Source organism: Psychrobacter sp. 219-2-C, assembly GCF_049560815.1.
GTDB classification, from domain to species: domain Bacteria; phylum Pseudomonadota; class Gammaproteobacteria; order Pseudomonadales; family Moraxellaceae; genus Psychrobacter; species Psychrobacter faecalis.
On sequence record NZ_CP186933.1, the window covers coordinates 2,011,336 to 2,025,363 of the forward strand.

Here is a 14,028-nt window from a genome sequence, read left to right on the forward strand (position 1 = left end):
CAATCTTTACTTAATTGGAGAAATTATGCGTGCTTTAACTTACCACGGTGCTAAAGATGTGCGAGTGGACAATGTCCCAGAGCCTAAACTGCAAGAAAAAGATGATGTTATTTTACGTGTGACTGCGACTGCAATTTGTGGCTCAGATTTACACCTGTATCGTGGCAAAATGCCTGCAACCGAGGAAGGCGATATCTTCGGTCATGAGTTTATGGGTGTGGTTGAAGAAGTAGGCTCTGAAGTCACTGCTGTTAAAAAAGGCGATAGAGTTGTTATTCCTTTTGTTATTGCATGTGGTAACTGCTTTTTCTGTCAGCATGACCTAATGTCCGCTTGTGAGACTACAAATACAGGCCCAGGCGCTGCTCTTAATAAAAAAATAATTCCGCCACCGGCTGCTTTATTTGGTTTTAGCCATTTATATGGTGGGATTCCTGGTGGACAAGCAGAATTTGTACGGGTTCCTAAAGGTAATTTTGGTCCGTTCAAAGTACCTGGCTCACTGTCAGATGAGAAGGTTTTATTTTTATCAGATATTTTACCGACTGCATGGCAGGCCGTAACTAATGCTAATATTACTAAAGGTTCAACCGTAGCTATTTATGGTGCGGGTCCTGTGGGGTTATTATCAGCAGCTTGTGCCAAAATGTTAGGCGCTGAGCAGATCTTCGTGGTAGATCATAATGACTACCGTTTGCAGTATGCCAAAGATACGTACGGGGCTATTCCGGTTAATTTCGATAAGGTAGATGCTGCTGAGTTCATCATTGAACAGACCAAAGGGCATCGCGGCGTTGACAGCGTTATTGATGCGATTGGCTTTGAAGCCAAAGGCAGTATGCTAGAAACAATAATGACCAATTTGAAAATTGAAGGATCAAGTGGTGCAGCTTTACGTCAATGTATTGCAGCTGTGCGTCGTGGCGGGGTCGTTAGTGTTCCTGGTGTGTATGCAGGACCTATTCATGGTTTCTTATTTGGTGACGCTTTTGATAAGGGGCTTACTTTCAAAATGGGCCAAACCCATGTACACAAGTATTTACCACAATTATTAGAGTATATTGAAAATGGTGATTTATCACCTGAAGCTATTATTACTCACCGTATGAATTTGTCTGACGCTGCTAAAGGTTATGAAATTTTCGAAAAGCGTGAAGAAGAATGTCGTAAAGTCATTTTAACTCCTTGATTTTTCAAATTTACCCTTAACTTTTAACATTTAAGAGTTAAGTCATAGCTGCTTTAACGAAATTATCTTAAATAATGATTATCGTTAAAGCAGCTAGTAAAAAAATCTTTGACTTGCTTTTCTCTGCACACGGCAAAAAAATCACCCCCCAACCGATTTTCATGGGTTTAGGGATTAAAAAACCAACTAACTGTCTTAGATGGTCTTAAAGCTTAGAAGTGTAAAGCACAATAAACTTTCTCATATTTATCAGGATCATCTTTATTAGCTACAAACCCTCTGCTAACCAACTTTACCGAGTTAAATGTTTCACCTTCATCATTAGTTATCATAACAATCAAGTTTTGGTCCTCAAAACTTTGGAGTTCTTTAATCAGCTCTTTAATTGTCTTAGTTCTATCTTCCCATTGCACTATAATCTATTGTAAGTATACCTATGACAAACCAATTTCACTGGTTCAGTACCCTAGTGAGGACTTGAACATTAGGCTGTATGCTATTGGTGTTAGTAGACAAAATTATTTATAGCAGCTCAGTGTACATAGAAGTGTAATTTTGAACATAAAATGGTGATACCTTCAGTATAAAGACGTTTAGAATTATCTAAGCCCCAAAAGTAGATTTTTCTTGATAAACTAGTGTTTACTAAATTGATTGTATGTTTGCGATATTAAATAGTAAGTGCCTTCATCTATTTTTATAACTTAATGACAAACGATAAAAAGAAGTAAAGGCTAATAAAAGAAGGATTTTAAGGTTATAGTTATATGAAAGCATGAGGGGTAATCTATGAGAGATAAAAGGCTCATCATACGGGCAGTAGCAGTCTTTATTTTAATTATTGGACTAACAATTATAGTTATAATTCAATTCAAATTAATGTCACTCAGCATGTTTTATAGTCTTTTTTAATTAGGGACTGTATAGAATTCACTAATTGAAAAAATAAGCAGCGCCTTACCCTCTTGTTTACCACAGCAAAGAAAAAAGGCATCACTTATGGCTCGCCCTAAGCTCACTAATGAGTACTGGCACAAGCTGTCTAATATATTGCGACAAATCAACATATATACCAAGCCCAATCTAAGACTCACCGTTGAAGCGATGTTATATCGCATACGATTGAGCTGTCCATGGCGTGACTTACTGCCCTGTTTTGGCAATTGGTCTAGCGTTTATCACCAATACCGCTATTGACGTAAAACAGGTAAGTGGCAAAAACTTATGGCAATCGTAACAGTAGACTATGATAGCGAATGGTTATTTATAGGTGGCAGTATGGTCAAAGCCTATCAGCATAGTACAGGTGCAGCCAGTTGTCGTGATGAAGCTATAGTAGGAGCGTGGCCGATCATAGCAGCAAGCTGCACTTAGTGGTTGATGTTTGCGGTAACCCTATCTATGTTCAGCTGACAGGCGAACAGGTACATGACTCTAAGGTAGTCAATATATTAATTAAAAGCACGACTAAGAAACAGACTCAGACGGTAGTAGCAGGCAGAGGCTATGATAGTAGCGACATTAGAGCGTGTGACTTTAAGCAGTGTGCTGAGTCGGTCATACCGGTTAAGTCTAACTTTAAAAGCAATAACGATACCTTGGATTGATATTTATATCGCTGCCGCTATTTGGTAGAAAATGCTTTTGCTAGGTTGAAGCATTTTAGAGGCATCGCCACTTGTTATGATAAGCTTAAAGACAGTTACGGGGCTGCGATCATACTAGCTTGTGTTTTTATTTGGTTGCCTTTGATTTGAATTCTATATTGCCCCCAATCTAAGTTGTAATAAACCCAAGTTATTAGTCCATAAAGTAATTGCTCAAGGGGTTGTTCTAAAGTGCTGAATGTCATGAGAGATTCCATGGCATTTTCGACTGCGTTTATTTCAATAAAAACCGCTAAGAAGTGGTCTGAAATAAGTTGACCATAACAAATAATTGTTTTGTATTCTACTGCTATGAAGAAGAGATATCTTGTATTTACCGATTTAGATGGAACACTACTCAATCACCAGGATTATAGTTTCGCTCCTGCAAAAGAGGCCTTAGCACTTTTAAAATATCGCTCAATTCCTCTCATTATTGCTACGAGCAAAACCTTTAGTGAAGTAGTAGTGCTTCAAAAAGAGTTAGGCATGCGGCAGCCTTTTATTGTTGAGAATGGTGCTGGGATATTTGTGCCCTCAGAGAGTGTACTTGCAAGAGAGATGGCATTTAAAGAGGAGTGGATAAAATTCTCTAAGGCGCACTCCTACACAGAACTGAGACTTTTTTTCACACACATGAAACGGAGCTACTCTATAAAAGGTTTTGGAGATATGAGTGTTGATGAAGTAATACAGCATACAGGTTTGCCAAGAGAAGAGAGCCTAAATGCCATGAAACGTGACTTTAGTGAGCCTTTTTTGATGCAAGACGAAAGAGAGCTTGAGGCTCTTAAAAAAGAGGCAAATGAAGAGGGCTTTGATATAGTAAAAGGGGGAAGATTTTATCACCTTGTCTCACTCCTACAAGACAAAGCAAATGCCATGCTGACACTTGCTCACATGTATGAAGAGTATTACAACCAAAAGTGCACCAAGATAGCCCTTGGTGATAGTGCAAATGACTTTACTATGATAAAAAAAGCAGATATTGGTGTTTTAGTTCCCCTCTATGATGGCTCTTTTAGTGCCATAGGAAACGCAGATATAAAAAGAGCAGACTACCCAGGACCAAAAGGTTGGAATAGCTCTATACTGGAGATATTTGATGGACTCTAAAGTGCTTGCAAGAGAGATATTTGCCGATGCACTTGAGGCGTCTTTGCTAAAAAAATTCGTCTCAAAATATGGCTAGCTTAAAGAAAATATTTTAAGTGTAGATAGCAAGAAATATGGTAACCCCTCTAAACATAAGACTGTAGTGGCACAAATATGATAGATGTAGCGATAATAATAAAAGGTAACCGTGAAGGTTAGAGTGCCGCGCTTCGCTCGCAATGACACTTGCTGTCACTGCGAGGTTTTGAAAAATTATGGCAGTCTAGTTATATGAGATAACATCAAAAGGGAGAATAAGATGTCAGATTTTTTTCAAAACGGCGTTATAACAACACTACAAAATGTGGGAAATCGCTCCTTAGAAAGCATAGAAGAAGAATTATTGCACTTTTCAAAACGCAGAAATATGGTGCTTTTGCTTCCCGCTCTCTACTCAGAGTTTGAAACGCCAGCGATGCAGACTATTATTGATGAGCTTAAAAACGTGAAGTATCTCTATAAAATTATACTTGGACTCGACTGTGCAACTGAGGAGCAGTTTTTAGAAGTAAAGAAGCGTATGAGCATTTTGGAGTGTAGTGTTGAGGTACTTTGGAATGATGGTCCAAACATGAAAAAGATATATAAAGAGCTTATAGATGAGGGTTTTCCTGGTTTAGACACTCCAGGAAAAGGTCGTAATGTCTGGACGATGATAGGTTATGGTCTCACAGATCAAGATAACTATGCTTTTGCCTTGCATGATTGTGACATAGTAAACTACTCACGAGCGCTTGTTGCACGGCTTTTTTACCCCATAGTACACCCAGGACTTGATTTTGAGTTTAATAAAGGCTATTACTCTCGCGTTACAAACAAGCTCCACGGTCGTGTGACCCGTCTTTTTTATACACCACTCATAAAAGCACTCAAGATTACTTTTGGCTCAAACCACTACTTGGAGTATATGCAGAATTTTCGTTATGCCCTCTCTGGAGAGTTCGCATTTATCCGCTCTCTTGGTCGTGGTATTGCGATTTCTCCTACTTGGGGGCTTGAGGTTTCAACACTCTCAGAAGTTTATAACAACACCTCAAGCCGTCGCATCTGTCAAACAGAAATCATGAAGACTTATGAGCATAAACATCAAGACTTAGGCTCAAAAAGTGAAGGTGATGGCATTTACAAGATGGCAAACGATATAGCTAAAACTCTTTTTAGAATTTTAGCTCAAGAGGGAGTGGTTTTTTCAGAAGCCTCTTTTAAAACACTCCTTGCTTCATATTACCAGCAGTCGCGTATTGAGATTTCAAAGTACAGTGCACTCAGTAAGATAAATGCCCTTGAGTATAACCGCCAAAATGAGATAAGTGTAGTCGAAGCTTTTGAAGAGGCTATCAAAGAAGCTGCAGATGAGTTTTATGAGGATCCAATGGGTGTTGCATCCCTCTCTCCGTGGAATACAGTGCGTTCCGTTTTACCTGGCTTTTCCGATAGATTTAGAGCGATGGTAAAAGAGGAGTCAAAATGATGGTTATAATCCCAGTTCGGAATAAGTGATTCATTAAGCTGCTGATAGTAACGGTCTAATTAAAATTATAACTTATACCGTCATAACAAATCAGCGGACTTAACAATAGCTCAGCAACACTTTAAACATTCGTTATACAGACAGCCCAATTGTGTCTCTCTATATTAGATATGTCAGCTTGAAGTTTAATAATTGCTGATAGCCTATTTATCAATAAAAAAAATAAAAGATGGATGAGCTTAATCTTGGTATAGATGCGTTGACTCAAACACTCATAAATGGAAAAGGAAAACCATAATGGACAATCAAAATGTGAACGAAAAAAGTATGGATGAACAGTACAAAAACAAACAAAAAATGGATAATGATATGAATAACCAGACACTAAAAGGCGAATGGAACCAGCTCAAAGGTTCAGTAAAACAAAAATGGGCAGATTTAACAGATGACGATCTCACCCATATCGAAGGTGACCGCGATAAATTAGTCGGTCGTGTCCAAGAGCGTTATGGTCAATCAAAAGAAGATGCTGAACGTGATGTAGACAACTGGCGTAACCAAAATAACTATTGATTATAGTGTCTTTAATAGTTATACCCTTAAATAGTTATACCCTTAAAACGCAAAAAGCCCGTGGCTATGGACACGGGCTTTTTTAGTCAATCTAGTTAGGACTTGATCCTTTATCGGTGTGCTATTTGTGTGGATACTTCATAGTAGCTTACTACAATGGTTAGGATAACATTGGAAGTTGATAGATTTTTGCGTAAATCAACGTACTAATAAATACGCCTAACCCGCTCAGCCAGATTATGTATACATGAGAAGTTGACCACTCGACTTTCCATACGATCTTATCTTTAGCGCTTAACCACTCCGTAATACTAATGCCAAGCGTCAACCAAAACGCACCTACAAGATAGCCGCCCAGTACATCGCTTAAATAATGCAGATTTAGTACCACTCTGCTCAAGCCGAGCAATAGGATAAAAAGTATGGCGATGGTCGTTATACGAATTTTTCGCGCAAAATTTGGGTTAAATCGAATCAGTAGGTAAGCGATAAAGCCATATAACGCCATAGCAGTCGTCGCATGACCACTTGGAAATGAAAAAGTTTGTACGGCAAGCAAGCTATTATCAGGACGCTCGCGCTCCAATACATGTTTTAGCAAATAAGTCACGGTAGTACTGCTTAAAGTAGCAATCAATAACCCTACTATGATATAGCATTGCTGCCTTACCCAGCAGCTCAGCGCAGCAAGCAGAACCACCAACACATAGATAGGAGTAGACGCAAAGCTGGTTATCAGCACAAAAAAACCGACACTATCAGAATCTGGTCGCAAACTTATCCGCGCTGATAAAAATTGATCTATTACCGTAACAGCCACAACAGGATTTGGTACAGCCACAACGCTTATCAGCGTTATAAATAGCACCAATATGCAGGCCATCATCACGCCTATCAACGTCAAAGGCAGACCATAAAAATGCTGTACGTCAAACCGCTGAGACAGTATCTTATACGTCTTGGGATACTTGTCTTTAAATTGCAGGAGGCGCTGGTTTTGCTCAAGCTCTCGTTGGGTTCGCGTCACATAACGAGTCATTTGAGTAAAAAGACTCTGGCCATAACGGATAGCCACGTACTGCCATAACAATAAAACAATGATGACCAGAAAAATCAGACCAGTTAAGACGAATAATGGTTGGTTTTCTGGTATAAATGATGTCATTGTTCACCCCAATGCTTATAATCCAAATGGGAAGGTATCGAGCGCGCCGTCCTCCCTCTCTTTGCTCAACGCCTCAACCGCGCGCGATTCATCAAACCAGATATACTCATCAAACTGCGCGGGCAAAGAGGCATAAAAATAATGACTTTGCCGCTCCGTCTGGGGTCTATAAATAACGCCGATCGCGCGCTCTAGTCGCTCTGGCAATAGCTTTTTACGCACCTCATCATCTAAAGGATAACGCAGCGGCAAAAGTAAGTTATCAGCGGGCGCATCGTGAAAGAGGCGCTCATAACTGTCTGGTCGCGCGTGCTGAACTTGTTTGATCTCCATCGCGCCATCCCAGTCAGAAGCGGCAGCCACCGTACCATGATCGGTGCCAAAACCAATGTTATAGACCTTGTCGCCAAATTTCTGCCGTGCCAACTGACCTATATTTAGCTCGCCGCGAGCGCTCATTTGGGTGGCTCGCGCATCGCCGATGTGGGAGTTGTGCGCCCAAACGACCGCCTTGGATTCAGACCCCTTAAAGTCAAGCACCGCCTGTAAGGTGTCCATCATGTGCTGATCGCGCTGATTCCATGAGCTGTCTTCAGCGTAATACATGGTTCGGTAATAGCGTTCGGCATCGACGATCAGCTTGGCGTTTTGCTTGGCATCAAAAAACCGCTCTTCATTGGCGGCAGCGTACTCTAGACGCTTCTTGAGTAAATCTTGCAGGTTTTTGAGTACCTCAGCTTCACAGTCCCTATGTTGCTGAGTAATCACAGCACGGCCGTATAATGAAGGCTCACCTGCCCAAGGCATCAGGCAACCATAACGCTCGCGGGCAATCTCCGCCGTCTTAGGGTCTATGTCTTGTAAATAGCTTAAGACGCTTTCGATAGAGCCGTACAAGCTGTATAAGTCCAAACCATAAAACCCTACTTTTTGTTCTAAAGATTTGATTTTATTATTATAGTCATGAAGCCAATGGGTAAACGTGAGCATAGACTGATTGGCCCACATCCAAGTCGGGAATCTGGAGAAAGGTTTATGTTGACGCAGCGCATCTTGCTCTTGACCTTGGATATAGCGATTGATATGCGCGGCATCCGGCCAGTCCGCCTCAGCGCTGACAATGCTAAAGCCCTTTTTTTCAATAAGCGCTTTGGTGATTTTTGCTCGCATATCATAAAATTCAGCAGTGCCATGTGAGGCCTCGCCCAGCAGCACCACACGGCTATCGTCGATACGCTCTAAAAGATTATCTAAATTGACCTCATCGATACTGGTAAACGATTCACTTGCTTGACCAATCAATTCAGGCAAAGTTGTCGCCTTTGACGTGTTCTCGCTTTTATCTTTACTGTTTTTTTCTTTACTGCTTTTATCGTGCCAACCTGCCGCGCCAATTAATGGGACAAAACGAACGCCGCCCAAATCTTCTGTTTGATAGTCATTTTGACTGACGCGCCGAATGCGAAGCAGTTTTTGTGATTTTAAGGAGGCACCAACAGGAATGACCAATCGACCGCCAATCGCTAATTGCTCTTTAAGCGTTTGCGGAACCTCAGGCGCTGCTGCGGCAACGATGATGGCATCAAAAGGTGCTTTGTCCGCCCAGCCAAGCGTCCCATCGCTGTGTTTGACTTGAATATTGGCATATCCTAGCGCGTTAAGTTTGGCCTTCGCTGTATCAGCTAATGCCTTGTGGCGCTCAATCGTATAGACAGTATCGCAACTCTCCCCAAGCACGGCGGCAGCATAGCCCGACCCTGTCCCGACCTCAAGCACGCGGTCATCTGATTGCAGCTCAAGCGCCGCTGTCATTAAGGCCACAATATAAGGCTGCGAGATGGTCTGACTCTCTTCAATAGGTAAAGGGGCATCCCTATAAGCAGAATCGATAAGATCGGCAGGTATAAATTTTTCACGTGGCACGCTACCTAGCGCATCAAGCACCGTCTGATCATGCAGACCCCGCGCTACGAGCTGGTCATCTATCATTTGCTGCCTAAGAGCTTTAAAGTTATCCATGATGATTTCCTTAATTTTCATTTTGGAGGTTTCAATAATCTAAAAGTTACAAGACTCTAGATATCGTCAGTCCTAAACAAAGTAGATAAAAAATATCTAATTGCAGAAAACTCATTTTTGGCTGTACTTTTTCAAAAAAATGTCAATAGTTTTTAACTTTCTTGTAATCTTTTTAAGATTGATACACTGTATTTATTCTATAAACCTACAACTTTATTATTAAAAAATATGTAATTCACTAATAAAGTTTAATAATTATTAAGCCAAATATTATTTAGGCTACGGCTAATAATTATCTAATTCAATGTGATTGTATCTACTCTGTGTAGGGTTAACGTAATATATTTATTTTGAATTACATATGTTTGAGGTATACCCCAAAGGAACCAGCTATTTCACCCTTTAAACCTATTAACAGACTACTCAAAATAGACTGTTAATATGGAACTATCTATAACAGGCTTTTGAATTATGGGACTGGTCGACGCGCTTTTGCCCTATCATTAGCCTATACCTTAACTGTAAAATAATTAAATGATAACCTAACCTATCATTAGTCTTGTTTCACATATTAAACGATAGTATTATCTTTAAACACTGAATTACAAGTCTAAACGATAGGATAAGCTATGACAGTTAGAATTTATGTAAGAGCGAGCACTAAAGACCAAGATGCTAAGAGAGCCTTGTCTGAGTTGATTAGCTTTAGCCAAAGCTATGATGATAACCATGTTGAGTACGTTGAGCATTTCAGTGGTACGAAGCTTGATAGACCAGTTTTAGCCAAGCTGCTAAAGGATGCTGAGCAAGGCGATATGCTGCTGGTTGAAAGCGTAGACAGATTAAGCAGGCTATCCCAAGATGATTTTGCAATTCTAAAGCAGCGTATCAAAGACAAGGGCTTACGATTGGTAGTGGCTGATCTACCAACCACCCATACAGTTAGCGAGGGTATGACTGGTGAAATTCTAAACGTAGTAAATAATATGCTCATAGACTTATTAGCAACAATGGCAAAGCTTGATAACGATAAGCGTAGAGAGCGTATCAAACAGGGTTTAGCTAGAAGTGGTTATAAGCCCTCAGGTAAGAAGCCTAATGTAGCAAAGCATAAGCGTATCTTAGAATTAGGTAGTCAAAACACTATGACAAAAGATGAGATAGCCAAGGCGGTTGGTGTTGGAGTGGCTACTGTTTATCGAGTACTGAGAGAGAACAAATAGTGTCTTACTTAAATTCATTGCACTAAACGACAATAGCTTAAAAACTCATCGTAAGGTGTTCGGTTTATACTCCAACGCTTTGAGTTAGGAGGGCGATTACGACTATCTGTATGAGTTAACAATAGGCGTCGTTTTGCTCTAGAAACCCCGACGAAAAAGGCACATCTTTCATCGTACTCTTTGCCAAAGAAAATCTCTTTTTCCACCGCCATCATGATAACTGTGTCAAACTCCAAACCTTTACTCTTATGAATCGTTAATAATCTAATAGCGTTATCTCCTGAAAATCTTATCAGAGCATTAATTAAGTTTGATTCTAAACTTAATATACTTTCTAGTTCTTGTTTAAGTTTGATTATAAGCTGGCTTAGGTGATCAATAGATTCATAAGAAGGAGAAAGCATAATTAGTCTTTTCGTTTCCAAAATCTCTAGAAGAAAGTAGACGTTATCCCACCAATTTGAATGGTCTTTAGACTGTTTATAGGCTTTGGACTCTTTTTGAATGTAACTACCTATCTTAAAAGCTACGTTTGACTGATCAAAATCATCAAAAATTGAAATTTTTTCATTTAATTCAATCCAAGATTTTGGTTCATACTCACCATATATGCATAATAAGAAGTCGATCAGTAATTGAGAAATGGGCTCACTGCTTAAATCTTGCAGTTGTTGTTCATTACGAAATGGAATATTTAATCTATTTAATTCATCCATTAAGCAATGGGCATATAAGTCTACTTGTTTAGATATAAGAATAGCAACTTCATGGGCTGGAACATGTTCTACTTCAAGCCAGTTCTGGATTTGGCCTGCTAGAAATACTGCTTCAGCTTGAGCGTCCGTAAAAGACTCTATAAGAATTTCTCCCTCTTCGCCGTCAAATGAGCCATCAGGCATCACAGATTCGGGCTCCAGCACTCGTATAATTTCATTTTGTAATCTTAATAATCTAGGCTTTGAACGAAAATTTAGGTAAAGTCTTAATGGAGTAGCTGAAAAATCATCTGCGTAAGTTTTAAATACACCTTCAAGGGCCCCAGCCCAACCCATTATTCTTTGTTTACTATCACCTACAGATACTATACGAGCATTTGTACCTAAAAAAGCCAGCTTAATAAGCTTATATTGCAAATTAGTACAGTCTTGGAATTCGTCAAGAAATACATCAGTATATGTGTTTTTGATTATATTTCTCACCATATCCGAGCTTTCTAGAATAGAGATGGCAAACGGTACTAGCTCACCAAAAGTTATTTGTTTCCTATGAACCCGAACTTCTCCAATTTTGTAATCAGAATCTAATGCATCATGACCTGTCAAAATTAATCTAAATCGGTCAATTATTTTTTTAGCAAATGCATGAAAGGTAAAGCTATCAAATCGAGTTGCTAACTCATGACCACAACGTTTTATAACTCTATCTCTTAAATTACCACTCGCATCAGTTTTAAATGATATGGCTAAAATTCTTTTCGGATAACGACAAGTTTGAGTCCTTAAAAGAAAATCAGCTCTCTGAGCAAGCATTTCAGTTTTACCTGCGCCAGGTCCTGCTGTGAGGGCATAACAACCTTCTGTAGACGTCACGACAGTCATGGCGCTAGGCTCAAGAATAAGGCTATCAGCAGGTGTCCAATCATCAGTAGAGATCATTCAGGTAACTCATCTATTAGGCTTATGATGGCATCAATCATTCTTGAATAAGATTCTGGCATATTATCAAGAATATCCCGATCTGATAAATTAGCCAAAGCATCAATATGGCTTGCAGGTTTACTGCTTAACTTAAATTTCTTATGATAAGCTCTAAATAGTGAACGTTCACCCTCGTCATATTGTGTCGAATCGAAATAACTCTTCCCTAATACTGCTTTAATTGTAGACTCTGTAGGTGTCTCTGTTTCAGCTTCAAAAGCGTCCTGAAAGCTATATAGCATCGAAAAATCTAAATCTAATGGATAAGAAAAAAATATGCGTTTACTTTCAAAGTAAGCAACGTAGTTTGCCTTTTCTCTAAAAAGATTAGTAGGGTCATTCCATTTCGGAATATAGTTTTCAGGTGTTAAAATATCGTTTGGACGATAGTTTAACAGTTGGTTGTTAACGTAGTTAATTCTTCCCCATCCGCCCTGATGACGAGCTAGATCTAAGTCTAAAAGTGTAATATAAGGTATTCCAAGTCCTGTAAGAAGTCGCCAAAAGTGATTAACATGCCTACCACCTAACGGGGCAATAGTAATAGCATTTTCATCTGCTGGTATACCTTTAACTTCCAATAACCTTGGTATGACGATTTCCTCACTGTCACCCTCTCCAAGAACGACTAATCTTGAAAAATAAACTTCAGGATAGGCTTGAACTGCTTGTCTGACAAATTTATATGCTTCATCGTTTTCATCTGGTAATTTTATATAGCTAATTATTGCTTGCCTATCAGCACCTAACCTTAGGTAGCGTATCTGTTCAGGTGCTACTCTTTTTAATATCGAAGGTGCGTGCGTCGCTATTAATGCTTGAGCATCATTCTCACATATCAGTTTATTTAAAGAGTTAACAATTCTGCCAAGAAAATGAGGAGATAAACTATTTTCTGGCTCTTCAAGTGCAATAATAGTAAATATAGGAGGGTTTAATTTCTCTGGATCGAACGTACTATCTTCTCCTTTAAGAACTTTTCTTCCAACAGCTTGAGAAGTTAAGACTAAAGAAAGGTAGAGCATTGATTTCTGACCATCGCTTAATTGTGAGAAATCTACATTATTTTGACCATGGCCAGGTGAGAAAGACACAGACATATGACGAAGCAGCGACTCAATATCTGAGTTAGAGAAATTGATTTTTGGATTGGTAAAGTAGCTTCCTTTGTGTAGATCACTCCATACACTTTGAAGTATTGAGCTCACTAAACTAACTGAATCGTTGGTAGACAAGCTATCACTGATTTCGTCAGTAAGGTTTTTAATTGCTTCTCGGTCATTGGACCAGTTTACTGAACGAAGTAGACGTCCAAGCAATGCGTTCGTACCAAAAGCTACATGATCAGAAGGTTCTCGTTTAGCAGGCAAATAGTGAACTTGAATTAGGTTTCTATCTGAACGAGGAACTCTATGTGGATTTATTGGCTCTCCTGCTTCATCAGTCTCTAGTACATAAAATAAAGCTGGATCGTCAATATCACCATCAACCCCCATAATCGCTTCAAGCCTAAATCTAACCGTAGGAGATGCTAAGGCGCTTCTAAGTCGCATATGGCTAAACATAGGGGGAATAGTCGTTGAATCATCGGAAGCATTCAATGCTTCAGGCAATTCGAATTCTGCTTCTACCCATAATTTTCTTTCATGAGGTACTTCAGGCTCATTATGTGGTACATAGAAGTCAGAAGGTTTCAGCCTGCGTATAGTAGGATCTATAGAAAACATCTTACATAGCGCTTGTAAAACAGCAGTTTTACCAGAACCATTCGGACCAATTAAGTAAGTCAACTTATCGAAATGTATTTCTGTTGGCTCACTACCAAAACATTGAAAGTTAGAGAGACGTATTGTTTTTAGTATCATGAAATCCCTTTAGTTCTAGTCGAAA

General features: G+C 39.4%; 9 protein-coding genes and 1 pseudogene. 6 read left to right on the top strand and 4 right to left on the bottom strand.

Features of this window, described 5'->3' with window-relative positions:
• Positions 1–25: 25 nt before the first annotated feature.
• The 5 genes and pseudogenes from ACPEGP_RS08200 to ACPEGP_RS08220 all read left to right on the top strand — a co-directional run bounded on the left by ACPEGP_RS08200 (position 26) and on the right by ACPEGP_RS08220 (position 6,034).
• Complete coding sequence (locus ACPEGP_RS08200) at positions 26–1,189, top strand: zinc-dependent alcohol dehydrogenase (protein ID WP_423813117.1); 1,164 nt, start codon at positions 26–28, stop codon at positions 1,187–1,189.
• A gap of 999 nt (positions 1,190–2,188) precedes the next feature.
• A pseudogene (locus tag ACPEGP_RS08205) lies at positions 2,189–2,946 on the top strand (IS5 family transposase).
• 201 nt (positions 2,947–3,147) lie between these two features.
• Positions 3,148–3,951, top strand: a complete 804-nt coding sequence (locus tag ACPEGP_RS08210) for an HAD-IIB family hydrolase (protein WP_011512360.1) — start codon at positions 3,148–3,150, stop codon at positions 3,949–3,951.
• Positions 3,952–4,249: 298 nt separating this feature from the next.
• Complete coding sequence (locus ACPEGP_RS08215; RefSeq protein ID WP_423813118.1) at positions 4,250–5,461, top strand: glycosyl transferase; 1,212 nt, start codon at positions 4,250–4,252, stop codon at positions 5,459–5,461.
• Positions 5,462–5,758: 297 nt separating this feature from the next.
• A complete protein-coding gene (locus ACPEGP_RS08220) occupies positions 5,759–6,034 on the top strand; it encodes a CsbD family protein (protein ID WP_423813119.1) in 276 nt (91 codons plus the stop codon).
• A 160-nt stretch (positions 6,035–6,194) separates the two neighbouring features.
• Here ACPEGP_RS08220 and ACPEGP_RS08225 read toward each other — a convergent pair whose 3' ends face one another.
• Both ACPEGP_RS08225 and ACPEGP_RS08230 read right to left on the bottom strand, forming a co-directional pair.
• Positions 6,195–7,199 (bottom strand): phosphatase PAP2 family protein, encoded by a 1,005-nt coding sequence (locus ACPEGP_RS08225; protein ID WP_313206079.1) that lies wholly within the window; start codon positions 7,197–7,199, stop codon positions 6,195–6,197.
• Positions 7,200–7,214: 15 nt separating this feature from the next.
• Complete coding sequence (locus tag ACPEGP_RS08230) at positions 7,215–9,218, bottom strand: protein-L-isoaspartate(D-aspartate) O-methyltransferase (protein WP_423813120.1); 2,004 nt, start codon at positions 9,216–9,218, stop codon at positions 7,215–7,217.
• A gap of 629 nt (positions 9,219–9,847) precedes the next feature.
• Here ACPEGP_RS08230 and ACPEGP_RS08235 point away from each other — a divergent pair.
• Positions 9,848–10,441, top strand: a complete 594-nt coding sequence (locus tag ACPEGP_RS08235) for a recombinase family protein (RefSeq protein WP_423813121.1) — start codon at positions 9,848–9,850, stop codon at positions 10,439–10,441.
• A 14-nt stretch (positions 10,442–10,455) separates the two neighbouring features.
• On the opposite strand, the gene ACPEGP_RS08240 is transcribed toward ACPEGP_RS08235, so the two are convergent.
• Positions 10,456–12,096: a UvrD-helicase domain-containing protein gene (locus tag ACPEGP_RS08240; protein ID WP_423813122.1), complete on the bottom strand. Its 1,641-nt coding sequence runs from the start codon at positions 12,094–12,096 to the stop codon at positions 10,456–10,458.
• Entirely contained in the window at positions 12,093–14,003 is a 1,911-nt protein-coding gene (locus ACPEGP_RS08245) for an ATP-dependent nuclease (protein ID WP_423813123.1), read from the bottom strand. Before ACPEGP_RS08245 ends, ACPEGP_RS08240 begins: the two co-directional genes overlap by 4 nt.
• Positions 14,004–14,028: the final 25 nt, after the last annotated feature.

Excerpts from the sequence above, each read along its gene's own strand:
- ACPEGP_RS08225 (WP_313206079.1), bottom strand. The coding sequence starts at position 7,199 with ATGACATCATTTATACCAGAAAACCAACCATTATTCGTCTTAACTGGT.
- ACPEGP_RS08245 (WP_423813123.1), bottom strand. The coding sequence starts at position 14,003 with ATGATACTAAAAACAATACGTCTCTCTAACTTTCAATGTTTTGGTAGT.
- ACPEGP_RS08220 (WP_423813119.1), top strand. The coding sequence starts at position 5,759 with ATGGACAATCAAAATGTGAACGAAAAAAGTATGGATGAACAGTACAAA.
- ACPEGP_RS08240 (WP_423813122.1), bottom strand. The coding sequence starts at position 12,096 with ATGATCTCTACTGATGATTGGACACCTGCTGATAGCCTTATTCTTGAG.
- ACPEGP_RS08230 (WP_423813120.1), bottom strand. The coding sequence starts at position 9,218 with ATGGATAACTTTAAAGCTCTTAGGCAGCAAATGATAGATGACCAGCTC.
- ACPEGP_RS08235 (WP_423813121.1), top strand. The coding sequence starts at position 9,848 with ATGACAGTTAGAATTTATGTAAGAGCGAGCACTAAAGACCAAGATGCT.
- ACPEGP_RS08215 (WP_423813118.1), top strand. The coding sequence starts at position 4,250 with ATGTCAGATTTTTTTCAAAACGGCGTTATAACAACACTACAAAATGTG.
- ACPEGP_RS08210 (WP_011512360.1), top strand. The coding sequence starts at position 3,148 with ATGAAGAAGAGATATCTTGTATTTACCGATTTAGATGGAACACTACTC.
- ACPEGP_RS08200 (WP_423813117.1), top strand. The coding sequence starts at position 26 with ATGCGTGCTTTAACTTACCACGGTGCTAAAGATGTGCGAGTGGACAAT.